This is a genomic window from Trichlorobacter lovleyi, from assembly GCF_015239775.1.
Lineage (GTDB): Bacteria > Desulfobacterota > Desulfuromonadia > Geobacterales > Pseudopelobacteraceae > Trichlorobacter > Trichlorobacter lovleyi_B.
In genome coordinates, this window is sequence record NZ_CP058410.1 from 260,996 (window position 1) to 283,045 (window position 22,050).

At 48.6% G+C, this 22,050-nt stretch carries 35 protein-coding genes; 4 read left to right on the forward strand and 31 right to left on the reverse strand.

Features of this window, described 5'->3' with window-relative positions:
- Positions 1-112: 112 nt before the first annotated feature.
- The 29 genes from FY034_RS18790 to FY034_RS18925 form a co-directional block, all read right to left on the reverse strand.
- Positions 113-928: a hypothetical protein gene (locus tag FY034_RS18790; RefSeq protein ID WP_265555427.1), complete on the reverse strand. Its 816-nt coding sequence runs from the start codon at positions 926-928 to the stop codon at positions 113-115.
- 151 nt (positions 929-1,079) lie between these two features.
- Positions 1,080-2,000: an ATP-grasp domain-containing protein gene (locus FY034_RS18795; RefSeq protein WP_265555428.1), complete on the reverse strand. Its 921-nt coding sequence runs from the start codon at positions 1,998-2,000 to the stop codon at positions 1,080-1,082.
- 296 nt (positions 2,001-2,296) lie between these two features.
- Positions 2,297-2,659: a hypothetical protein gene (locus tag FY034_RS18800; RefSeq protein ID WP_265555430.1), complete on the reverse strand. Its 363-nt coding sequence runs from the start codon at positions 2,657-2,659 to the stop codon at positions 2,297-2,299.
- Positions 2,659-3,084, reverse strand: a complete 426-nt coding sequence (locus FY034_RS18805) for a hypothetical protein (protein ID WP_265555431.1) — start codon at positions 3,082-3,084, stop codon at positions 2,659-2,661. Before FY034_RS18805 ends, FY034_RS18800 begins: the two co-directional genes overlap by 1 nt.
- On the reverse strand, positions 3,081-3,257 hold the full coding sequence (locus FY034_RS18810; RefSeq protein WP_265555433.1) for a hypothetical protein: 177 nt from the start codon (positions 3,255-3,257) through the stop codon (positions 3,081-3,083). Before FY034_RS18810 ends, FY034_RS18805 begins: the two co-directional genes overlap by 4 nt.
- Before the next feature lie 11 nt (positions 3,258-3,268).
- Positions 3,269-4,438, reverse strand: a complete 1,170-nt coding sequence (locus FY034_RS18815) for an ATP-binding protein (protein WP_265555434.1) — start codon at positions 4,436-4,438, stop codon at positions 3,269-3,271.
- A 43-nt stretch (positions 4,439-4,481) separates the two neighbouring features.
- Positions 4,482-4,979 carry a M50 family metallopeptidase gene (locus FY034_RS18820; RefSeq protein ID WP_265555435.1) on the reverse strand — a complete coding sequence of 166 codons (498 nt, stop codon included), beginning with the start codon at positions 4,977-4,979 and terminating at the stop codon, positions 4,482-4,484.
- Positions 4,966-6,066, reverse strand: a complete 1,101-nt coding sequence (locus tag FY034_RS18825; protein WP_265555437.1) for a helix-turn-helix domain-containing protein — start codon at positions 6,064-6,066, stop codon at positions 4,966-4,968. Before FY034_RS18825 ends, FY034_RS18820 begins: the two co-directional genes overlap by 14 nt.
- Positions 6,067-6,069: 3 nt before the next feature.
- Complete coding sequence (locus FY034_RS18830; protein WP_265555440.1) at positions 6,070-7,098, reverse strand: tyrosine-type recombinase/integrase; 1,029 nt, start codon at positions 7,096-7,098, stop codon at positions 6,070-6,072.
- Position 7,099: 1 nt separating this feature from the next.
- A complete protein-coding gene (locus FY034_RS18835; RefSeq protein ID WP_265555441.1) occupies positions 7,100-7,642 on the reverse strand; it encodes a hypothetical protein in 543 nt (180 codons plus the stop codon).
- Positions 7,643-8,182: a hypothetical protein gene (locus tag FY034_RS18840; RefSeq protein WP_265555443.1), complete on the reverse strand. Its 540-nt coding sequence runs from the start codon at positions 8,180-8,182 to the stop codon at positions 7,643-7,645.
- A 26-nt stretch (positions 8,183-8,208) separates the two neighbouring features.
- The gene (locus FY034_RS18845; RefSeq protein WP_265555446.1) at positions 8,209-8,793 is read right to left on the reverse strand and encodes a hypothetical protein; all 585 of its coding nucleotides are present in this window, start codon (positions 8,791-8,793) and stop codon (positions 8,209-8,211) included.
- Between the two features lie 155 nt (positions 8,794-8,948).
- Positions 8,949-9,251 carry a hypothetical protein gene (locus FY034_RS18850; protein WP_265555447.1) on the reverse strand — a complete coding sequence of 101 codons (303 nt, stop codon included), beginning with the start codon at positions 9,249-9,251 and terminating at the stop codon, positions 8,949-8,951.
- Positions 9,244-9,495 (reverse strand): hypothetical protein, encoded by a 252-nt coding sequence (locus FY034_RS18855; RefSeq protein WP_265555449.1) that lies wholly within the window; start codon positions 9,493-9,495, stop codon positions 9,244-9,246. Before FY034_RS18855 ends, FY034_RS18850 begins: the two co-directional genes overlap by 8 nt.
- Before the next feature lie 585 nt (positions 9,496-10,080).
- Positions 10,081-10,386, reverse strand: coding sequence for a hypothetical protein (locus FY034_RS18860; RefSeq protein ID WP_265555451.1), 306 nt, complete (start codon positions 10,384-10,386; stop codon positions 10,081-10,083).
- Positions 10,387-10,454: 68 nt separating this feature from the next.
- The gene (locus tag FY034_RS18865; RefSeq protein WP_265555454.1) at positions 10,455-10,709 is read right to left on the reverse strand and encodes a hypothetical protein; all 255 of its coding nucleotides are present in this window, start codon (positions 10,707-10,709) and stop codon (positions 10,455-10,457) included.
- A complete protein-coding gene (locus FY034_RS18870) occupies positions 10,706-11,023 on the reverse strand; it encodes a hypothetical protein (RefSeq protein WP_265555455.1) in 318 nt (105 codons plus the stop codon). Before FY034_RS18870 ends, FY034_RS18865 begins: the two co-directional genes overlap by 4 nt.
- Positions 11,024-11,189: 166 nt before the next feature.
- Positions 11,190-11,477 carry a hypothetical protein gene (locus tag FY034_RS18875; RefSeq protein WP_265555457.1) on the reverse strand — a complete coding sequence of 96 codons (288 nt, stop codon included), beginning with the start codon at positions 11,475-11,477 and terminating at the stop codon, positions 11,190-11,192.
- 82 nt (positions 11,478-11,559) lie between these two features.
- Entirely contained in the window at positions 11,560-12,612 is a 1,053-nt protein-coding gene (locus FY034_RS18880) for a hypothetical protein (protein ID WP_265555459.1), read from the reverse strand.
- Between the two features lie 212 nt (positions 12,613-12,824).
- Positions 12,825-13,604 (reverse strand): response regulator transcription factor, encoded by a 780-nt coding sequence (locus tag FY034_RS18885; RefSeq protein WP_265555461.1) that lies wholly within the window; start codon positions 13,602-13,604, stop codon positions 12,825-12,827.
- Between the two features lie 16 nt (positions 13,605-13,620).
- On the reverse strand, positions 13,621-14,790 hold the full coding sequence (locus FY034_RS18890) for an ATP-binding protein (RefSeq protein WP_265555463.1): 1,170 nt from the start codon (positions 14,788-14,790) through the stop codon (positions 13,621-13,623).
- A 3-nt stretch (positions 14,791-14,793) separates the two neighbouring features.
- On the reverse strand, positions 14,794-15,279 hold the full coding sequence (locus tag FY034_RS18895) for a hypothetical protein (protein WP_265555465.1): 486 nt from the start codon (positions 15,277-15,279) through the stop codon (positions 14,794-14,796).
- Positions 15,276-15,980 (reverse strand): Bax inhibitor-1/YccA family protein, encoded by a 705-nt coding sequence (locus tag FY034_RS18900; RefSeq protein WP_265555466.1) that lies wholly within the window; start codon positions 15,978-15,980, stop codon positions 15,276-15,278. The genes FY034_RS18895 and FY034_RS18900 overlap by 4 nt, the downstream gene beginning before the upstream one ends.
- Before the next feature lie 27 nt (positions 15,981-16,007).
- On the reverse strand, positions 16,008-17,042 hold the full coding sequence (locus FY034_RS18905; protein ID WP_265555467.1) for a tyrosine-type recombinase/integrase: 1,035 nt from the start codon (positions 17,040-17,042) through the stop codon (positions 16,008-16,010).
- Between the two features lie 22 nt (positions 17,043-17,064).
- Entirely contained in the window at positions 17,065-17,325 is a 261-nt protein-coding gene (locus tag FY034_RS18910; protein WP_265555470.1) for a hypothetical protein, read from the reverse strand.
- Positions 17,322-17,855, reverse strand: a complete 534-nt coding sequence (locus FY034_RS18915; RefSeq protein ID WP_265555472.1) for a helix-turn-helix domain-containing protein — start codon at positions 17,853-17,855, stop codon at positions 17,322-17,324. The genes FY034_RS18910 and FY034_RS18915 overlap by 4 nt, the downstream gene beginning before the upstream one ends.
- A gap of 1 nt (position 17,856) precedes the next feature.
- Positions 17,857-18,624 (reverse strand): DNA/RNA non-specific endonuclease, encoded by a 768-nt coding sequence (locus tag FY034_RS18920; protein WP_265555474.1) that lies wholly within the window; start codon positions 18,622-18,624, stop codon positions 17,857-17,859.
- Positions 18,621-18,836, reverse strand: a complete 216-nt coding sequence (locus tag FY034_RS19100; protein WP_416222793.1) for a PLDc N-terminal domain-containing protein — start codon at positions 18,834-18,836, stop codon at positions 18,621-18,623. Before FY034_RS19100 ends, FY034_RS18920 begins: the two co-directional genes overlap by 4 nt.
- Before the next feature lie 62 nt (positions 18,837-18,898).
- Positions 18,899-19,186 (reverse strand): HU family DNA-binding protein, encoded by a 288-nt coding sequence (locus FY034_RS18925; protein WP_265555476.1) that lies wholly within the window; start codon positions 19,184-19,186, stop codon positions 18,899-18,901.
- Between the two features lie 641 nt (positions 19,187-19,827).
- On the opposite strand from FY034_RS18925, the gene FY034_RS18930 reads away from it, so the two are divergent.
- The 4 genes from FY034_RS18930 to FY034_RS18945 all read left to right on the forward strand — a co-directional run bounded on the left by FY034_RS18930 (position 19,828) and on the right by FY034_RS18945 (position 20,973).
- Entirely contained in the window at positions 19,828-20,079 is a 252-nt protein-coding gene (locus tag FY034_RS18930) for a hypothetical protein (protein ID WP_265555478.1), read from the forward strand.
- A gap of 14 nt (positions 20,080-20,093) precedes the next feature.
- Entirely contained in the window at positions 20,094-20,393 is a 300-nt protein-coding gene (locus FY034_RS18935; protein ID WP_265555480.1) for a hypothetical protein, read from the forward strand.
- Between the two features lie 27 nt (positions 20,394-20,420).
- Entirely contained in the window at positions 20,421-20,726 is a 306-nt protein-coding gene (locus tag FY034_RS18940) for a hypothetical protein (protein ID WP_265555481.1), read from the forward strand.
- 67 nt (positions 20,727-20,793) lie between these two features.
- Positions 20,794-20,973: a hypothetical protein gene (locus FY034_RS18945; RefSeq protein ID WP_265555482.1), complete on the forward strand. Its 180-nt coding sequence runs from the start codon at positions 20,794-20,796 to the stop codon at positions 20,971-20,973.
- A 452-nt stretch (positions 20,974-21,425) separates the two neighbouring features.
- Here FY034_RS18945 and FY034_RS18950 read toward each other — a convergent pair whose 3' ends face one another.
- Positions 21,426-21,563 carry a hypothetical protein gene (locus tag FY034_RS18950; protein WP_265555484.1) on the reverse strand — a complete coding sequence of 46 codons (138 nt, stop codon included), beginning with the start codon at positions 21,561-21,563 and terminating at the stop codon, positions 21,426-21,428.
- A gap of 192 nt (positions 21,564-21,755) precedes the next feature.
- Positions 21,756-21,896, reverse strand: coding sequence for a hypothetical protein (locus FY034_RS18955; RefSeq protein ID WP_265555486.1), 141 nt, complete (start codon positions 21,894-21,896; stop codon positions 21,756-21,758).
- Positions 21,897-22,050: the final 154 nt, after the last annotated feature.

Below are 22,050 nucleotides of genomic sequence, written 5' to 3' on the forward strand. Positions count from 1 at the left end.
CGCTCAAATCATGCCGTGAACAATTTTTTGTCCTCAGCCACTGCAAGAAACCAGCAAAAGAAAAAACAATAGAGCAAAAACAATCATAGACAAATCGAAAGTGCCGCAATAATCAGCTGTGACTCTCGTTGCCTATTTGCTTCAAGGTCTGGAAGTACATCTCCTTAATAGCGAGCAGTTTAGCAACCTCTGGATCGGAGGTAATCATCTCCCGCAACTCCTCCTGCCACCCAAACTTGTCTTCTTTGAACGCACATTTTTTGCAATAAGTCTTCACATCAACCAGACTCAAATACCGCTCGCTTTCATCAAGACTAATCAAAACGGCCTGGCGAGCAAATCGGACTTCAACCTCAGCCCACCACCTTGCCTTCGCTTTGTCGTAAACCTGCCGTTTTTGCTCCGCGTGGACCCGTTTGGCTTGTTTGCTCGGGGCCATTATCTCTTCCGGTTTTTCAAAGACATGACCACAAACACGCAAACCTCGACGTGACATCACACTCCCTGTCGAGCCATGGCATATCCACGTCTGGGCCTTTTTGCGGTAAGTCACACTTACGGATTTGCACTTAGGACAACATTCCCTCAAAATGTCAGCTTCAGCCTCAAACCCTGCACATCGTCGTTCTTCCTCAATAAAAAACTCTAGCAGGACACCTGCGTCTTGCGCCAAGCAATACATGATGTCTCGGATCTTCCTGGGATGCCAATGGTGCTGCGCAACCATGACACCTTCGGACATCCCGCATTTAGCGCAGACATTTCCAATAATCTCATCGCGCTTCTTCTTCCACTTGGCCGACTGCCAGATAGGAGGCAGATTCGATAGAGCTTCACCGGCCTGCTTGGCCGTTATGGCCCCAGACAGAAGATCGTCTTTAATCTTTTGGCGATTTACAGGAAGATTACTCAAGCGTTTAAATCCCATTAGATCTTTTGCTTTTCCAGTCCACCCATAACTTCCGGATGGCAGCGTTATGCTTCGCCACCTCAGTAAGGGTAAAATGAAAAACAGAACCTGAATAACCTTTGTCGGTCATATAATCTCCTCACCAAACCACGTTGAGTTTATTCGCCACTCAGTACAACCACTCATCCGGCGAAAGTCGGCAGGCCTCAGAGAACTCGACCTCACCAGTGGCCTCTTGAATTGCTATGTCCCGCAAAGCAGGCAGAAGATTTTCAAGCGGCACGTTGTATATGCCTGAAGTTGAAGCAGCGTTGATCTCGTTAACCCAAAACTTCTGATCATCCTTCGTCTGCACAACGTCCACCACAAAGGCCAGATCCGGCTGCCAAGGGTTGGCGGCCATCGCCTCTGCCACCGTGACCGCACCTTCTGGTGGTGCCGACCAAGGCATAGAGTCATCCCATGAATACGGCGAGCTGGCCACAACCTTACGGTTGACGATCCAGAAGCGCCATTCGACCGGCTCAAGGCCTCTGGCCAATGAGATACAGACCATTGTCCTGTCTGAAGGGTGGGCTTCCTGATAGATAGCCCGGTAGATCTCCTCCCAGCTATCGGTCGGGGTTATGTTGAGCACGAAGCCGGTAAAGAGCTTGAGGCCTGAGTCCGGGCGAACAAACAATCCAGCCTTCTTGGATTCCAGATCCAAGCCCGGCAACGTCGCCTTGATGAACTTTATGGCCCCGGCCGGGACAAACAGACATCCTCTGTTCAGGACCGGCACCTTTTCCTCGATCATCGGCATCCAATACGACACCTTGTAGCGCTCCCGGCTGAAATATAGCAGGCGAGGGAACTGCCAAAGCTTGGCAAACTCCTTGTCTACTGTCATTAGGACAAAAGTGGCGTCCTGGATTGTCGTGAGGGCAACGCCAGTTATTTCATCTTCGCCCGGAGGGTAGGGCAACGAGTTGAAGTCTGTATGGCCAGCAACCAATTGTACTTTATCCCCCAGTCCAGACAGAAAGGCGCAAACTTCGCCGGCCCGGTCTTTGGTGATCGCTGTATGTATTCTCCAGGTAACCGGCATCAATTTCCTTGGTTCTAATCATAAGTCGTTGGTGGCAAAATCTCTTTAGAGCGGGTGTCTGAAAAGTTTACCGTCTTTCAAGTAAATCTTCATTACAGTCCCATTTGGCAAAACTACGTTCACTGGATTGCCATTCCTATCCGGAAGTATCCTGTCCTGCGAAGTAATAGGTACCGTCGCACCCATTTCCTCTGACTTTTGAGCTTCCTCATCTTTTTTGTCGAGATAAAAGCCAATTGTAAAAATCAGGAAAAAAACACAGGAAAATAGTATGACTGCTTTCTTAGTTGGCATATTTATCCCTCGCTGTTCACCGTAGAGACCGGACTCTGGTTTGCTGCCAGTATTCCGGTCTCCAGCCTTTTTCTGGCCAGATCGCTATCCCTCTTAATCCTGGCTATCTCGTGCCTTGATAACTTCTTTTGTTTCCACACGTCCACACTGACCACGACATCAGCACCGTACCGTTTCCGTAGCTTAGGCATGTACGCATCAAGGAACTTCTTCGCCAACTCCCGGCTATCCAGGCAGGCCATCTTGTTGAAGCCTGCAAGCAGGCCGTGGGGACTCAGAAAGAGTTCCCCCTTCTCGATCTGGCGGAACATCTTCTCTGGGGCAAGTTGAGTAACCTTCAGGGATATCGAATAATACGATTCCACTACTGCCTCCCACACGCGCAGATTCGTCCCGCGCCCCCGCACCTGGAGCACTCAACTCCGACCTCATCATTATCGTCCTTATAGATCCGCCCCCCGTCGCAATCAGGGCAGGACCTTTTCGCCCGCTCAACCAGCTCCAGCCGCTTCCACTGACCCCACAGTTCCCTGAATATCTCACTGCCGTTGGGGATCACCTCCTGCGGTTCGCGTCGGACTTCATAGCGCCCCCTGATCACCGTTACAGCGAAAGGGTAGTTGGAACTATCGAGTGAACAGAGATCGGTGATATCGAGCTGAAAGTGATCGCCGTTGTAGGCAGACAGCAGAACCTGCGCCATCACCCTGCCGCCGCCGGTACCCTGTTGGGCAATCTCGACGCAGTGAGCAACAGCCTTGGCGTATTCTTCTGGGGTTATTGGATTCATAGTGCCACCTGTTCAGCGATCCAGCTTTCAGCAACAGCTAGAGCCTCTTGATCGTTATCCGCACACCCAACATATCCAACGCCCTCTGGATCGGTGAAAAGCTCGATGACACCTGCAGTCCCATCGCGTTGAGCCCAAACCTCGTAGCCGTTCTTTGATAGCAATTTTCTCATGACAATTCCTTTCAGCAACAGCCTTCTCGTAGTAGTGTTGATAGATCCAATAACGATATTGCTTCTACCTCACCGTTCAGCCGATATCGCTCACTACCAGCATACACCACAAATTTTCGTTCCGGCTGCAGGTCCTCGCAGGCAGAGTGGAACCCTCGCCCGACTTTTGGAGAGAGACTGCGCTTGATCTCAATAGCCCACTTGGCACCATTGGGCCAGACCAGTAGCAAATCAATCTCCGCACCGCCGCTGGTGCGATAGAAATACCCGGTTACCTGCTCTGATGCAGCGGCCAGCAAGTTCTCGATCACGAAGCACTCCCAACTCTGACCGATGACAGGATGTGCCAACAGGGTTTCCTTGTCAGGGATCATTAAGAGTGCATGAACAAGCCCACTATCCCGGACATACACCTTGGGGGCCTTGATCAGACGCTTGCCCAAATTTGCATGCCACGGCTGCAAACGCCGAACCAGCAGCAGATCAACAAGCAGATCCAGATAACTGGCGGCTGTTTTTGCGTCAACCCCCAGGTTGCGAGCAAACTGGGCGGTATTGAGCAGGCCGCCCTGATGGTGTGCCAACATCCCCCAGAAGCGGCGCAGCGTCTCAGCTGCTATACGTGGCCCAAACTGAGGTATGTCCCGCTCCAGATAGGTCCTGATGAAATCCTGCCGCCAACGAAGACTGCGGGCATCATCTACGGCCAGCAGGCTTTCCGGGTAGCCGCCGCGTATCCAGAGCTGTTCCAGAGACTGAGGACTAACTTCAAGCACCCGAAATGGTGTTAATTCAAGGTAGGTAATCCGACCAGCCAGCGTTTCGCCGGATTGCTTCAACAGATCAAGCGACGCTGATCCCAGCAACAGGTATTGCCCGGCTTTGCGCCCCGCACGGCGCCCTTGATCGATCAGCCCACGCAACACGGGAAATAGGCCGGGGGCACGATGGATCTCGTCCAAGATCACGAGTTTATCCTGGTGGTCGGCAAGGTACAGCTCTGGTTGACTGAGCTTAGCCCGATCCTGTTCCGACTCCAGATCCAGGTAGATTGCATCGTGCTTCTTGCCAACCTCAAGCGCCAAGGTGGTCTTACCAACCTGACGTGGGCCAAGCAAGGCAACTGCAGGGGAATATTCAAGAGCTCTGTCGAGCTGCGGTGTAAGGATACGCTGAATCATGTATGTAATAATGGAGTATTGTTCCGCGAATTGCAAGGATAAATCAGCGGAGAAGATTCAAAATATTATAGGCTGCCAGCTGGACTGCTTCGCGGTGACTCACTGCGCCAATAATCACAGCCAACCATGCCGCAGCACCAACCAGACTCGAAAGAGCAACCTTCAGATCCTGCCAAGAGGGGATCGAGCCGGCGAGAAAGGCAAACGCCGCAACCTTAAACCAGATACCGGACTGGCCATGCAGCCACCAGGCGAGAGGGAGGTTGAGCAGGATAGGGGACATCGCCACTGGAAAGGTGTTGTACCATGTTGCGTTGGAACAGGAGACAGAGCCGAGCTGCCAAGCGTCACCATTACGCTTTGGCCAGAGAGAAAAACCGGTTGGCCTCCCAGAGAGGAGCAGAGCGGTGATCAGGTGGCTCAGCTCGTGAACCAGCGTCGCCGGCAGCCGGGCCATGATCATCCAGAACGACCCGGCCCGGGAGGACCATTGATAGATGTAGGCAAGGGCGGCGTAGAGGGCGAGGTCAGGGAGAGGCAATGTCCCCGTCCTGTTCTCTCAAACTCGCAAACGCCATGTATTTTTCTTCCACCTCAGAAAGGTTCTTTTTTCTGATCAGCCGTGGCAGATGCCGCCATACGTCTTCATCTGGGATACCAAGTTTCTGCGCCAAGTTTGCCAGCCGACAGTTAACCACCTCACCAGTCTCTCCGCAGACAGAGCATGTGCCGGTGTCATGCACCAACCAGCCATGATCATGTCCGCAACCATAGGCTGGATGACATTTAGTGCAAAGCTGGACACCGGTGGTCAGCCAATACTGATCGAGAACGCTTGGGTTCATCCAGGCAGGGGGCTTTCTTACGCCTCGGTCTCTATCGGCATCATCTTGCCCTGGGACGTGACTCAACTCAGCGGCTGCCATCAGGAAAATGTCTTGATTACGGAACCACTGTGCAATCCACGGATGTTCGTTAAGCAGATCCGGGGCTTTACAAGTAATAAGTTCCGCTAACTCCCGGTGTTCGTCAAGACGTTTCCATACACGGCCCCCAGCAGCTACGCGCAAACCTCTTAGGTGGTCGGCAGCCTGCGAAGTCTGTTTGCAAAACAAGCTACTGATTCGGCCGATACTGAGAATAGGCACCTTATTGTCGCTATCAATATCGGAACTTTTTTCAGTAGCGACAAAATATAGAGCGAGGATCAACTCTCTCTTTTGCTCGATAGGCATAAGCTGCTCGCGCCATTCGGCAAGGTACTCGTCTACTGCCAGTATCACTTGGTCCAAAAGAGCGGGATTATTTGAGCTTGCATCAATCATTTTGGCAGTTTTAATGTCTTGGCACATTTCACCGGAACCACTTAATACCCACTCCCGCCTAAACCCGAAGTATTCCAGTTGCCCAAGCAGGTGCTCTGTTGGCGCCAGATCAAGACCCTCTACTTGGGAGATTACCTTTCGGCTGATGCCAAGTTTTTTGGCAAACCGCCCTTTGCCAAACCACCCATCCTCGCCTACAGCCTCTCTGATTTCTTTCAACCTCTGGCCGACGCCTTTACTAATCCGCACGCCACAATCGCTTGTTCGCCCGGTTACCGCTGTATGATGCTTCCTGTCTTGCATGGATTATTCCTCCGCCTTCAGTTTAATCCTCTCAGTATACCGCTTCTCTTTATGATCGCTCGCCGCATAGTTCGCCGATGTATTGATATTGGCATGGCCCAGCACATCCTGCACTGCCCTGATGTCCTTGGTCTCCTTGTACGTCAGGTACCCGCAGGAATGCCGTAACGCATGGCAGGAGATATCCTTGGACTTCAGCCCTGCTTTCTTCAGATATCCATCCACGACCCAATTAAGGCCCCTCCGGGTGATCCGGCCACTTTCCAAGCCTTTCTTGCTTTGACCACAGAAAAGAGGGGTGACCATGACAGGCTCGCCATCAACCACTATCTCTTCCTGCTTGATTGGCCCTCGTGCCGCAATATACTTCATTAGCAGATCCACTGTGTCCTGCCGGGGATAGCAATAGCGCTCATGGCGCTTACCATGCACAAGGATTCGTGACATGATGACCGATTCGTCGCCTTCTTCTTCACCTTCTACCTCATAGGTCTCAATATCCTCGACGTTGGCCAGAGAGATTTCCACTCGGCGCAGTCCCTCCAGTAGCCCTAACGCAATAATTGACCGATCCCTGAGCCAATGGGGCGAGTCTTTAAGAGAAGAGGGGAGGACAGAGAGCAGCCTTTGCGCTTCCTTCTGCGTGAGGTTTTTCTTCTTCTCTTTCACCTTCCGATCGACAGGCGGCTTTACCCCTGCAGCAGGGTTAATCTCCAGCAGCCCACGGTTCACTGCAGACTGGTAAAACTGCCGAACAGCGGTCAGCTTATTGGTGATCGTACCAGCTTTGGCTTTTGCCTCCACCATCTCACGCCGGTACAGCTCGACATGCTGACGGGTAGCGTGAGCAGGATTTACGCCGGCCACTCGGCACCATGTCAACCACTGTTCAATCCAGAGGCGGTAGTTGTAGATGGTATCAGGGCGAGCATCGCCGTTGGCAATCTCCAGCTCAAGCCAAGTTTCGATTGCGTGGCTGAAATCTGTTGTTGGAGGTACTGGCACTGGAAGTGCGGTGGTGTTGTCATTCATCTCAAATCATTCCCAAATTCGCCGCCCGCCAGAGCACATAATCCACAGTAGCAATCCGGTACCCGGTCTCCCGGGCCAGCCGGGCACACATCTCGTGGACACCTTCAGCGCCGGCAATCCGGACAAGGTGCCGATCGGGCTTGGCGCAATCGAAACCGTAGTTCTTGGCCAGGTGCCAGCAGGTAATCTTCCCTATCCAGGGGAGCGTTCTTAACCAAGCAATCTTCTCGCTGTCCGGTACCTGCAGGTACTCCTGCAGCAGCTGCTCACGATCGCGATATACCTGGTCGATAGCCGACGCCTTGCCTTTGTGCCCAAACACATCATGGGCACTGCCGCCGGCCAGAACTTGAGGCCGAACCTTCTCCCATATCTTCCGGGCGATCTGATTCTTCATACCAGAGTTCATCACCACCCAGCCGTATTCAGACCAGAAGGGGAGCGGATCTGACACCGGCTGGCGGGTCTCGGACCACTCAATTTCGTGGGCAAAGCCTTCGGCAACAGCGGCGTGGAGCTCAAGGTAGCGTGCGGCGGTTATCATTCAATCAAGGCCGACAACAACGTGCAATATTCGTTGGAACTCTTCTTCTGATTTAGAGCAGTGCATGTTTGTAACCCCATCAGGCTTCGGCTTAACCGGATGTTTTCTGGCGGGATCAGACCACGTAGGCAGTGACCATGTAGGGGTGGCTATACACCCATTGTCGAAAACCCCTTTTACCAAAATGTATGACGGTTGGACACGTGATGGGCAGGCAATATATTTGCCCCCTTGGTCGCGGCAAACCATGTCCCGGTTTTTGACATACTCCTTGCGCTCAGTCTCGGTAAGTAGCTTAGGGTTGAATATTGAGACAAGATGATCCCCAGGCACAACGGAGATGGTATGCCGTTTTTGGATACCAAACGCTTCTGCAGCGTCACTGGCAGCACGGACAACCTTTTTGGTTAGTATTTTGTCTGTCTTTTTAATTGTCACACCAAAAATGCCATATTCATTTTCCTTCGCAGGTTGAGCATAGCCAGTCACACTGGTCAAAATTACTACACAAAGGAGCACGGTCATAATTACAGTTTTCACAAGGAGTCCCCCATCAGAGTAAAAAGTCAATCTGCTTTATTCCCCAGAATAAACGTCGGGAGCTTCCCTCTAGGAAACCACGCTTCCTTGAAGTGACGGCCTCCGGTAGCCGTATCTTCCCCTTCCTGCAAGACTTCTTGGTATATGTGTCTCTCAGGAGACACCATCACCAACACATGTTGCCCCCGCCTGAACACCTCAAACCCTTCCGGCATGGCTTGTCCATATCCCTTCTCGATAGCTTCCTTCACCACATCGTCCGGGAATGGCACTTCCTCGATCGGGATCAGATTGTCCAAGGCATGCGCATCCGGGTACCAGCGGGCCGCGATGAACCAGTTGCCGCCAGCGTCCCGCTCGTAGCGCCGGTACCCGGACAGGAAGATACTGCTATCGCTACAAGAGAAGTACCAATCCTGTTGAACAGTGTCCGAGTCCGACCGGGAGATTATCGTTGGTTGCACTGGCTTGGCGGCATTCCAATATGTCCGTTTCCGGCGCATGCCAAGGGAAGGAAAGTGCAGGCTTGGTGACGACTGCGTTGCAACCCGGTTGTTATCTTCGACCGTTCTGAATGCCGACGTGATTGGAATGTGGTTAGTCTCGTTCACAAAGTCCTCACTGTGTTTAAAAAAGGAAATATCCGCCCAGCATGGGTCAAGACGCCGATGGCCATTCCCATCACCATGCAGCTGCTAAAAAGTTGCCGGCAGATTGTTAAAAAGCGTTGATTGCGGTTGCTATTCATAGGTTTCCCCTCAATAAACTATACTGGTTCGACACAGAAGAATTTAGCAATATTGCCTGTGCTCTCATTCTCTGGAATTGCAAATGTGAATCTGTAGAAGTCAGCCCTTGCAGATGTAGCAGTTTGTACAGCAGGGGAATTCTCTATTTGGATAACCCATCCCTGCTTAATCCTCTCATCGCACGCATACAAATCATCCTTCAGCACTGCAAGCACCCTCACCATATCTCCTGGTTGAGGTTTGTAGTCATATCTCGCACCGTTGTTGTAACTACGCTGATTGGCTGGTGGATAGATTGTGGCCGGGTAATCGTTATTCATTGACAGTTTCCTCTACATTTTTAAGATGGGCTTTACCCGCCTTCCATCCACAAAAACAGGTCCAGGATATGCCGATGAAGATAATGGCGCTGCCTATCCGCGGGTCAGTCTTAGCCCACAGCCCATAAGCCGCACCTAAAAACACTGGTGCCAATAATGCAGTACAACCGATCACGCCCGCAGCCATCCAACGGCCCATTGTCATATTCATTTCATCTACCGTCCTTTTCTCGTTATCCAGCACAAAAATGCACCGCCTGCAGTCATAATGGCTGAAAGGAGCCACGCCATGACACCAAACCTCGGCGTAGCCAATGCGGCATACCCTACGCCACCACCAAAATAGATCCACATTATGCCTATAAAAACCGGAGCTTACCAGAGAGGTTAGTTTGCATGGGATTTGCCTCCGCTGTATACTTGCTCAGTTTCATATTTTATCTCGCACCAGACATACCGCTTGCCGTACTTGCCGATCGGAGGGATCACCAGAGCATCTGAGACCGTTGGCAATGACTTTTCTTCAATATGGATCTTGGTGCCTGCCGGACAACTGAGCCAGCGGAGAGTGCTGGCCCCGCACTCAGACCTGCCCAACAGTATCCGGCCATCATCGCACAATGCGGCACCGTTTGGCGCCGTGCTTGAAGGCGGGTCCAAAGGGACACATGCGCTGCGAGTTATGTCAAACGAGTAACCTGCAGGACAGGCCTCCGGAAAACCGGCGACTTTTTCGATATGCGCTGTACGGAGGAACAACGGCAGCCCGAAAATCAGAAGGCAAAAAATCATATAAACAACCCAAATGACGTGTTTCATCGTCCCCCCATTAAACTGCATAGCTTTTCAAAACATACCCAATCAACAGACCTAGTAGTGGCGCGACGATCAGCCTCAAAAATACCAAGATAAAGCCTTCAGCGTCAGTCTTTGGAGCATTGTCTCCTGAAATATTAACCCCTTTGACAAATTGGAAAATCAGCGAAATCCCGGCAGTCATTGCCCAGTTAATAACCGGGAAACCAAACTTCGGAACAAGAAACCACTTCCATAGAACGCTCATAACAAAGCCGTTAATCAGCGGCGTTGCAACCAATGTGACCAAAAAAGAAAACAACCATCCTTTAAATGTCATGGGGAAACCTCCAGTTTTTCTATTTTTACCTGATTCTTATGGTCCTGTCGTGGCCAGCCGCAATCCAGTCATGACGTTTTACAACTAGAAAGCAGTAATCCCAAAATCGTTCCCGCAAAGCCATATATAGCCAAAACAATAAATGTACCTTTTGCCCACAATGGCCAAAGAGACAATTTGGCAATCGACAGCGGAAGCGTTGGCATTAACATCAGTGGTGCTATAGTCTGATAGCCGTCAATTAAAAACCAGCCAACCAAAATAGTCATGCCAACAACCCATCCACCGGCAATAGCAGCCTCTAGTTTACTCAAGCTTTTCATGGTTTCCCCTTCTCTCCTCTATGGTCCTGCCGTGGCCAGCCGCAGTTTGAGCAGGTCTGGATAGACTTATAGTGCGGCGTAAAATCCCGGCATGGGTACCGCTTGGGGCGCAATCCGACCCCTTCTATCTTTGGCGGGACAGCTTTCTCCTCCACAACAATCTCCACCGTCTTGATCCGCCGCCCGGAGCTTGCGTCATACCGGTACCGGACCGCGACCAGGGCGTCGCCGTACTCGTGAGACTCCTTGAGGGTGCCCTTTTGACCAGCAGTCAGGCAGGACCTTGTTCGCCAGTCTGATTTACGGTATTCCATGGGTTCCCCGTATTTTTTTCTCTATATGCATCTGATGATAAAGGTTAGAGAAAATAATCCAACCTGCATGCGCAGAAGGCACGACAACAGCACTACTTAGGGTCTTGGGCCATATATAGACCATAACCAACCATCCAAGCCTATTTAGACTCAATTCAAACCGTTGTCATTTCACCAAATCACGGCCACCATTGTTGGCGGAGTGGTGATCTATCAGCCGACCCAGCGCGGCACCTAATGTTGATAAGGCTTCAATCTGCGCACCTTCGACGGAATTTGCATCCTTAATAGCCCTGTCCGTCAGATGGTTGCATAATGCCCACGCTGTTACTCGGTCGAGTTTTAATGTAATTTCGGACACCTCAACGCCCGAACCGTCAGTATTTTCCAGGGCTCCATTAATGTTCCCCCGCCAGCCTGATTTTATCGGTGATTTTTGGTTTGTATCGCTCATGATCTCCTCTTTCCGCGTTGGCACCCCAAAAGGATAACCAATGTGCTATGCACCCGCCAAATGGATGCATGCTTGATCATTGTTATCTCCCGAACAATGCAACATGGTAAATATGCTCAACGGTAAAGTCCCTAAAAGCAGCGGTCATATCAACAACAGCCTGCAGCTCCTCTATTGTGAATCTTGCAAGGACATCTTCTTTATAGTTCTCATAGAGACCACACACAGCAGCTGCAGTAGCCACACGGAGAAGATTAAGCTGATCTTCAGCAGTAGGCTCCCTCCCGGCCAAAACCGACAAAAGCGGGGTAGGGTCTGGGCAGCAAAGCTCTCCCGCCTCTGCGCCAGCATCACCTGCTCCGTTTGCTGGAGTCTGCGAGGGGGTCGCCAGTCCATGTTTCAAAATGCTCTCGATGCTTGTCCCTCTGCAGGCATTCCAGATCGCCGCAATACGGATAGCATCAGATTTTGACTTTTCACCGTATTCACTATCGCCAACCTGGCCGGTAATCGCCAGAATCTCCGTGGTGCCGAGTTTCCCAACAACGTAAGAATCAACGCCACCCACCTTGCATATCCCGGCAGTATATTCTGGCTCCAGATTGAGCATCCCAGAATCACAAGAGGCCGAGTCCCCGTCACCAGGCATTGTCTGCTGATTGCCTGAATCGTGACATTTCCTACGCATTGGCACATCACGACTGGCGTCATATTTTATATTCCTGCCAGCCATAACCTGATCATGGGCAGAAACCCATGTTTCGCAATCGTCGGAGAGGAATTCATCGCTGGATTCGATAATATCACCAGCAGTCAACAGCCGGTATTGGGATCCGACAGGAGCTATCGACGATACTTCTGCACCACCAGGCGATTTGCCTTGTATCTCAAGCCATATCTGAAACCCTGCGTCACCCATTGCATTGCAAAGGGCATTGCACAGCTTATCACTAAGTTCACTCCAACCTACCATATCATCATCCAAATGATGTTTGCGGTATGCCAGCTTTACTGCTTCTAAAAGACCGGGCACCGCGTAAACAGGTACGCTTATCTCTCTCTGGAACCCGTTGTCCTGGCTAAGTACAGAACCTGTTTCTTCGCATACCGTTTTTCTCGGCAAGCCACTAAACATATCGGAAACCCTTTCTCGACTTCATCAACAAGCACAATCTACTTATTTCAGCCCCCAGTTGTATACAAACAACTGTATTTATTATTTATCATATTAAGCTGTTAGTCGTCAAGCATTACTTCACATTTTGTTTATTATGTGCAGTAATAAAGACGCAGAAAATTTCATTTTTAGGCCTGTTTTGGCCCCATAAACTGAAAAAATCCTATAGCTTAAATAAGTCCATCGCGTTTAGCTTGTTTCACAATGCTCAAAACATCTGAAAAATCGTCAACACCGAGCTTGTTGACGGCTGATAGTTTATGGGCACTTACGGTTTTTTCGCTTCGCCCAAGTTTTTCCCCTATCTCTTTTGGTGTAAGGCCTTGAGTAAAAAGGAGTAGCACCTCAATCTCTTTTTTTGAAAGCTTATGAATGGCAGATGCTTGGGGTTCTGGTTTATTTGCCGCTGCAGGGAGTGGCTGGGTTGACTGTGGAGATGAAGGTTGTTGGACCAGCTGTCTTGGTTGCGCCGGAATTCCAGTCAAATGGTCCAGAAGGAGTTGAGAAAGAGTTTCGCTTACATATCTGCCGCCATTCAAAACTTTTTTGACAGCGCCTACAAGTTCCTTTGATGCAGCATGTTTTGCCACATACCCCGCGGCTCCAAGAGAGAATGCCTGCACTGCAAATTGTTCCTCCGTGTACATTGAATAGATAATGACTGGTGCGTCAGAAAGTTTTTTACTCTTTATTTCTGCCAGCAACTCAAGCCCATTCATACCCGGCATTGATATATCAACAATAAGTAAGTCGAATTGCTTCTGTTTGAGGATTTCAATTGCCTCAAGTCCTGACCCTGCTTCGGATTTTTGTATGTGGTTCCCAAATGCCCCATTCAAAAGGACTGAAACCCCGTGACGGACGATGGAGTGATCATCCACAAAAAGAATTCTTGGCGAGACGGTGTTAATCTTGGCATTGTTGCCATCCAACATGGGCAGTTTTTGCATTGCAGGTAATCTCCTTTTAAATAGACAGCGGACAAATAAGAATAACCGTTGTCCCATACCCCTGAGTTGAGGTGATGTCAAACTTCCCGCCAAAAGACTCTGCGCGTTCCCTCATCCCAAGTATTCCGTACCCAGGAGTAAAGTCGATGTTTTCTAGGTTGGCCCCCACTCCGTCGTCAGCAACAGTAACCTGCATATAATGCCCATCAAGCGGGCATGAAAGTTCAACTTTGACATTCTCTGCGCACGAATGTTTTATGGCATTTGTAAGGGACTCTTGAACAATGCGGTAGATGCTATCCAGAACATCTTGGTCTTTAATACTAATTTCATCAACATTGCAGATGAAATTGCATTTTATCTGTGACAATTTGGCGACGTTAGTAGCTAGTTGTCTCAGAGCAGGTATAAGACCAAGCGTTTCAAGGCTTTCTGAACGTAATCCGTTTAAAATATTGCGGACAGATTTGTGCATTTCGCTAATTTGTTCCTGAACCAGATACAACTCTTTAATACAGTCAGTCGGTATGGGTTGATACATTAGAGATGATATCCCTAATTGTATTGCGGTAAGTCGCTGGCCAAGTTCATCATGGATGTCTGCCGCAAGGCGACGACGTTCTGTATCCCAAAGAGTGCGGATATGTCTTGTCAGTTTTTGAATGTTTCGAGGTACACCTGGGGACGTAGAGTTTTTGAGGTGCATATCCAACATCATGTTAAGCTGAGACGGTGACAGAGCAACCATATTAAGCTGGGAGGCCGCATTTATAATTTCAATTCGTCTGTTTTCAAGCTCACGACGGATCGGGGCTTGTCTGTCCAACATTTTTAACACGTCAGCCCGAGACTTTGGTTCAAAAACAACGTCGTGAATTTCTCTACCGTTTAGTAGCGCAAGCGCTTGCTCGTGTTTAGAGCCATCATATAGCAGTAACACCCTCCTGAAATCAGGATATATTTGCTGAATGGCACTCAATACATGGCTACCATTCGGCATTAAGGCCGATTCTTCAGCCGCCACAATTCCTACGTCGTACAAATGAGTCAGCGAGTGGAGAGCTGCTTGCCCGGTTGGCTCAGAGTACACCGCGCCTGCATATCCACTTTGGATCCAGGCGGCGAGTTCCGTCCGGACTAAGTCGTCAGACACTACTACAAGTATTGGGGGGCTATAGCTTTCCATTATTTATTTGAGTCCGCCAGTTTGGTGTACGAAAATAAATACCTGCCCATGACGAGTCGAGGATGAATATGAGCCGTCCTCAAGTTTTCGTAACGTGGTAGGAAGCTCATTGTTGTACGTGCGCTTCCACAAATCAGCCATCTCAGAATTTATTTGGCAAAAAACAATTGTTTTTGGGTCGAATTTTTGGTTATCGCGTAAAAAGCCGACCGTTACTTCTGCAATCTTTGACTCACGCACTACAAAGTCGGCTGGATAGCTTGCGCAATTGAACTTAACCTCTTCCAGGGCATGCGTGAAGCAATTCGTACCAAAATTTTTACCAAACCCTTCATATAGTGCCCCACGGGTGTCATAATGGAACACCCCTCCTTTTGAGTCAATATTACAGTAAAGCGTAGTTGCGGAGGCCTCTGACGCCTCGCTCGGAGTATGGCAGGCGAATAAAGAAGCCAAGAACAACAAAGTGTAAGCAAAAAAGGGTTTCATTTTTTGTTCCCCACACCAAGGATGCGCAGCAGCATTAGAAACAGATTGATAAAGTCCAGATAGAGCTGAAGAGCTCCAGCAGTTGATGCGGCAGAAATAGCCCTTTCGTCTTCGCCGGCAGCGGTAGCCATTAACTTCAACTTGAAATTGTCGTAGGCTGCAAGTCCGGTGAACACCATGACACCAATAAGTGTACTGACCCAATAAACCGCTGGGCTTTTTAGGAAGATATTTACAACAGATGCTATCAGCACACCTATGAGACCCATAAAAAAGAAACTCCCCCAAGAGGACAGATCTTTCTTTGTTAACAAGCCATAAAGACTCATTGTCCCGAACATGCTAGCCGTCACCACGAACGTCATGAATATTGATGGCCCTGTGTAGGCCAGAAGGATAACTGAAAGAGTCACCCCATTCAGTGCGGAGTATAAAGTGAATAGGATCATCGCTTGTGTGCCAGTGAGAGAGCGCAGGGCGGCACTCAGCCAAATCACCAAGCCAATTTCTGCGAAGATGAGAACATAGAAAGTCATCTTGCTACCAAACACCAACTGCTGAAGAGCTGGCGAGCTTGCGGTAAACCATGCGGCAAAAGCTGTAAGGAAAAGACCAAAAGTCATCTTGCCATAGACCTGCCGGTAGAAGCTTGACAGGGACGCTACGCTCGTTGCAGTAGTTGAGTATTGTGCCGTGTCCATAGAAGTAAAATCTCCTTTTGCCAAATCTTAAGCACCCATGAGGTTTTTGAATGCCGCTATCCGGCCTGTTATTCTTGTTGCAGCCATATCTTCTGTATGACTGTAAATCGCTGCGGTTGCCAAAGTTGAATGACCAAGAACCTGCTGAACCATTTTCACGTCCTTGGTGAGTTGATACACATAAAAGCCGCATGTATGCCGAAGAGCGTGAACTGACCGGCCTTGCGTTTTGATACCTGCCTTCATGAGATAGCGGTTCACAACATCACTCACACCATTACGTGAGATCCTGGCCGATCTATCCTGCCCCCCTTTGTGAAAAGACATAAAAAGTGGCGTTTCAGTAGTCCCCTTTTTTGATGAGAGTCCGCTTACGTCCAGGTACTGATTGATCACTTGCATGGTTTCTGCTGACGGGTAAATGTGGTAATCCTTGCCTTTGCCGTGGACAAGAATACGCGGGCCATCAACGGCCTGTTCTATATCCTCGACATTTGCCTTAGATACTGACACGCGCCTCACCCCTTCTACCATGCACAACATAAAAATTGAAAAATCCCTGAGTTCTTGGGCAGTTGTTCCTTGAGGCAAAACGGATTTTAATTGGTCTACCTCTGTAGGAGAGTAATGCTTAATGGACTTTTGTGCAGACCGATTACGTGGTGCCAGTATTTTTGCTGCTGGATTTTCTTTGACCAGGCCTCGTGAAAGAGCACTGGCGTAGAAGGCCCGGATGATCGCCAATTTTGATTGTATTGTTGATCTTTGCTGCTTTTCCAGCTGCGTCCCGTCTGGCATTGTCCCGCCATATATCAGGACCTGTCGATATGATTTAATGTCATCCCTGGTAGCGTCAAATGGAGAAAGACCGCGGCCTGAGCACCAGTTAAAATAGAGACGTAGTTTATAAAGATAGGTTTTAATGGTGTCTGCACACGCATCGCCATTGGCTACATCTTTACCAAACCAGTCGGCCGCATTTTGAAGAAAATCCTCTCGCAAAGCCGGGATAACTTCTGCTGATTGGGGATTGTATGTCGCTACTGCTAGTTTGCTTGCCATGTTATATTGCCTTATTACTACCTTAACAGGGCTCCACAAAAGGATTTTCTACGGCAATCGTCGGCTCTGTTTCGATTTCACCTGGTAAAGCACCATTCTTATCTTCTTTTTCCAGTGTCGTAAGGACAGCATCAATAATCCCTTTTATCTTGCGGGCATGGTCAAGGCCGATACTGTCTTTAGTCAGGTCGATTGAGCCGTAAAATGAGACTCGATCAAGTCTATTTTCGATTGAGAGGCCGTTGATCTGGATTACTTCAGATTCGTTTGTATATGGAGTCATTTAGTGTCCTCTCTTGTGTTTTTGTACATTAGTTCATCAAAATTTTCTTCATAAGCAACCTTCAATATGCCTCTAGTTTTAAGTGTCCGGAGATATTTGGCCACCAGCGTAAAGGCAGCAATCTCTTCTTCGAATGAGCAGTTATCGGTTTCTTCTATAAATATTTTTGTCAATTCATTTGTAAGTCGAACCCTCGGCTCAATAGGCGCATGTATCAGTTTTCTTATTGCAGGTACGTCAGGCACATCATAAAGAAACGGATCACCGGTGTTGCTATTCCACCAATCCGGATTGATCTGCAAAACAATGAACATTTTTTTTGTTAGTTTTTTGCTTAGCTGCCGACTACCCCGGAGTAACGCGCTAACATAGGTCTGCGAAATACCAAGGTGTTGGGCAAAGCTCACTTGAGTAAGTCTAAGACTGTAAAGAATGTATTGAAGTTTTTCAGATTCTGTTTCTATTTTCTTTGAATCGCCACAAGCAGACTCAGATTGCTCGGCATCAATGTGGTTTCCATCAGCTGTCATTTTAATGCCTCATTTTGGGAGCTGAGAGTTTTATGGCTTGCGCTTTCACTTGCACTGGCATTGCAGGAAACAGGTTGATCCCCGCCGCCTGTTCAACTTCGGCCACACTGGCCACATTATACTGATCACCAGGTGCATTGGGTGTGACATAGCATCCGGCTTGCTGCCTTTGTTGGTCGTATAGACATTTGAAGATGTCTGAAGGGATAATCACTCTGCCCTTTAGTGCCCGAAGTTGCCCACGGAAAAGAGGGCCCGTAATGACATATAGTTGCCCACGCCGTTTGGCCTCGTAGCGAGTTGCTGACTCAATAGCACTCCAGAGACCGGTGTTGTTGGAATGATCCTGAACCATCATATTAGAAAGGAGAAATGTACCATCCCTGTTTTCAGGAATCATATCACGATTATTTATACAGTGACCCCGGTCAAATCCAGAGTGCTGAAAATCTCGGAGCTCAGACCGTTCGTCTGAAGGCAGGCGTGGGTCAGGCCGGAAATTGTCGTGACGGGCGACTCCCCTCCCCTCGTCCAGATCATTTTTATTCAGTAACTCGGCACCCCACAATGGCCCACGGGTTAAGCCCGAGTGGCCGTTGGCAAACCCCGAGTTGCAAAGCACACGATACTTGTTCGCCATCTTTGGATTGACCAAAACAGGTGCCTGCCCGCCTGCAAAGTATTGAGGGCAAGCGTCTTGGGCAAACGAAAAAGAGGATAAAGAGACGATGAGCGCCAAAAAAAGAAATGTTGCCGCAATGTTTCTCATGCGCAAGCCCTCTTTTGACCACGCCCGACAAAACGGTATATAATCGCCCCTAACGGGCCACCCAACAACAACACTAATATCCATATAATCTTGTCGTTTTGTCCTTTAAATTCTGACTTTAGGCAGTCGATTAACTCAATCACCCAAAACACGAACATGCCTACTGAAAAAATCATAGCAACAAACCAAATGAATAACGCAGATCCTACCATAATATTTAGTCCCTTCAGTTTATGTTAAAGTCGTTTGCTAAATAATAGTATCTATATAGCCGTTATGTTGGGTTTTTGAGCAAGCGGGCCTTCATTTCTTTTCCGGCTTTGAATACAGGAAGTTTTTTGGGCTCAACATTAATCTGAACACCCGTTTTAGGATTACGACCAGCATATCCATCATAGTCTTTGACAGCAAAACTGCCAAAGCCCCTAATCTCAATACGGTCACCTGACGTCATAGCCTCTTCCATTGATTCAAATATTGTATTGACAACTTGTTCAGCACGGCGATAAGGCATGCGCGGCACCGCTTCTGAAAGTTTGGCAACAAGATCTGATCTATTCATGTTTTCCTCCTCCAATAATTACTAATTGTCTTCAATAAGCAAAAAATTGATTGCCGAATTTGCGGTTTGTTGCTGACGCAGATCGCTTTCGGCTGCCCTTGCGTTCCTCCCTTAGAAGTGCAGAACACCTACGGTTACATGTTGGCCGAGATAAGAACTTTTCCATGGGCTCAAGCTCAATTTGCACAAGAATCTTTTGGCAATAGGCACATCTTCTTCCATCTGTGTCAGTCCCAATGTTGCTACAAACCACATACAATACCTCAATACCCGCGAAGCCAGTATTTACGGGGCCTCAGGAGGCCGACGCAAGAATTCGCGTTTTAAGCCGTTTTTTGTTATTAGCCTATGTCAAGGCTACCCCTTAAAAGAAAAACCGTCTACGTTTTTTTGGCCAAAATTCGTGTTTTCTTAATTTTTACCACTATTCTTAGTCTTGGTCAATATTACTATACAGATGGATTATTCTGCACAGTAATAAATAAGCATTATTCCGGGCCATTATGGTTATCTCGGCTTTTAAACGTTTTAAGCCTCTTTACCGTATTTTGCGTAATAAAATGTGTTTTCTAAAGAAAACTAGACTTTTTACATTTTTGTGGTAGTAATTGTGAAAATTGGATTATTTTGGGGGAAGAGCCATGAAACAGAAAAAAGAAGCAAGCAATCTTGATTCTGCACCAGAAATGCTAACTAAGCGCGTCTCAATCAAGAAAGAAGTAATAAACAAAATTCTTGGTGTTTCATCGCTTTTCAGGGATGAACTACCGCTGGATGCAAAAGAAGGAGAAGTGTTAGGGTTTTTTCTTGAAAAAGGCTTCATGTCTCTTGTCGAGAGCGGAGAAATTAAAAAGCGTCTTAACAACCTTGTTGGCGATCTGGCTGACCTGTAAACAGGAGGTGTTCTGTGAGTGGCAATAATGGATACGATATTTCGCATGAGGTGTTTTTACTTATAGAGGAAGCTGATGCCTGCAAGGATCCGTCTGTAAAGCAATCCGCAGCAGACAGGCTTACCGCAATCGCGGAGCGATTGACTGTCGGCCACACCAACTTTCAATCATTCAATGAACTGCTCGCCGCGGCAGAAATGGGTTACCGCCCTACCCTGTTTGTAAACCAAGGAGACCATTTCAGGGCACTAGCTGATATCTACGATTACGGGCAAAAGGTTTGCGGCAGGACTGCCAGGGCTTACAGAAAGTAAGTCTGCGGCTTTTGAAGGAGGTGCATCATGGGCGAATCTCAGATGGATCTGTTCAGTGCAACCAGTGATGAACGTATGATTATGAGAAGCAGGCTTGAAAGTGATTCCGTCCAGCATGCCTGGTATGAGCTTGCTCTTATATCCATTCGTGGGGGGTTTCTGATTGAAAAACACTCCGGAAGCGATATTGGCGGCTTAAATATTGAGATCTGGTTCCGGCGTTCCCTTGATGCTGCTGAAAAGAAATACAGCCAGATTCTACACGAAAAAATTAAACCGGACCGCAAGAGCCCGAGAAAGTACCACTTGGTCTACTCAAGAGCATTTGCTTAATCAGGGCTTTTGACAGTTTTGACAGTGCCCGGATAAGGGGAAATAAAAAAAGGCGGGGATCCTTTTCATGGATCACCCGCCTTTCTCTTTCCGAACCAATGCTCGAAGCCTGGCCGAAGATTTAAATAGTAACGCTGGCATTATGCGCCTTGAGCAACAAATTGCTGGCCGCAGTGATGAAAACGATCACAACGCTCAGCGCGATCAAGGTAGTCAGTTGCAGCTTTATCAGCTGCTTCAAGTGTAGGAGCTACCCCGAAAGGCTTCATCGACAACCCTGAGGCTGCCGGCAAAATGTTCCACACATAAGAACCTGGCCAACCAGTTATAAGTTTACGCCTTTGCATACTATCCACCTTACCTTTCTAGTTAGTTAGAGAACTAAACTGCTGGAACTTCGCCCATGAACTCAACTGCGCTCGAAGGAACACGATTGAGAGCCTTCATGAAGTCATCCCAGGAAAGATTGAACTGCCGACCGTTAATTTTTACACGTACCATGACTTCCTCCTCTTTCTTCTCTATGTAAGATATGCCCCACCAGGGCCTTCAACCCTCAACAACATGGTTGAGGACTCAAGGCCCTGGTGGTTCAAAAGGAGGAGAGATAGTGTAAAACTCGCAAACCAAAACACCGGGGTCAGAAGAAGGACGGATCCTTGGTCTGACTTACCGGTGATTTGGAAAGCGGGGCCTCTGTTAGCCGAAAATACAACCAATCAGAGGAAGGCAACGCAGAAATTCAAACATAGAAGGTTTATAAGCCTTCTTGGTTTTTGCGTAAGATGCCTTGGCGATAGACAGGTGGTAGGTGTCGCTGGCGTATGAGACTTGCATGGTATTCTCCTTATTATCCTGAGATTGGGTAAGCTTTCACTTCCCTAAGGAGGCACCGTATCCACGCAATACTCCCGAAGGAGGCGTGAAAACAATGCCTCCTTGCGGAGTTGAAAGAAGCGATCTAACCCTGCCAGAAGGGGTTAGAACAAAAACCCCATCGACCGGAGTCGCTGGCGGGGATGAGGGGGATCAAACTACTTCAGTCCAATGTTCGATATCCGGATATTGTTCGTTCATCTCAGCAGCCATTTTTTCAGCAACTGAGCTGTCAATTGGCTGACCGTTGCCACAAAATCCAGTAATCTTACTTTTCCATACGATCCTTTTCATGTACTGCTCCTTTCGCGTAAGCGTGGAAAATAAAAAACCCGAATAGCATATCCAAAATGACCTGAGTCATAATGGGCTAAACGGGTTTAAGTGATAATATGTAAACTCTTTGCCCTGGTGGGGGAAGAAAGAGTTTTGGTGGGTATGGACACAA